Origin of the sequence: Domibacillus indicus (genome assembly GCF_023715895.1) — a bacterium.
GTDB classification, from domain to species: domain Bacteria; phylum Bacillota; class Bacilli; order Bacillales; family Domibacillaceae; genus Domibacillus; species Domibacillus indicus_A.
In genome coordinates, this window is the sequence record NZ_JAMBOO010000164.1 from 1 (window position 1) to 223 (window position 223).

The 223-nt window shown below is 54.3% G+C and carries 1 rRNA gene; it reads left to right on the forward strand.

What is annotated here, in order from left to right:
* Positions 1-223: ribosomal RNA gene (locus M3221_RS26105) — 23S ribosomal RNA — on the forward strand; the annotation flags it as partial.

A 223-nucleotide genomic window follows, 5' to 3' on the forward strand; every position in this document is an offset into this window, starting at 1 on the left:
CCCTTCCACCGAATGGCTAAGGTTTCCTGAGGAAGGCTCGTCCTCTCAGGGTTAGTCGGGACCTAAGCCGAGGCCGAAAGGCGTAGGCGATGGATAACAGGTTGATATTCCTGTACCACCAAGCATCATTTGAGTGATGGGGGGACGCAGGAGGATAGGAGATCACGCAGCTGGATACGCGTGTTTAAGCAGTCAGGCTGGAAATGAGGCAAATCCCGTTTCC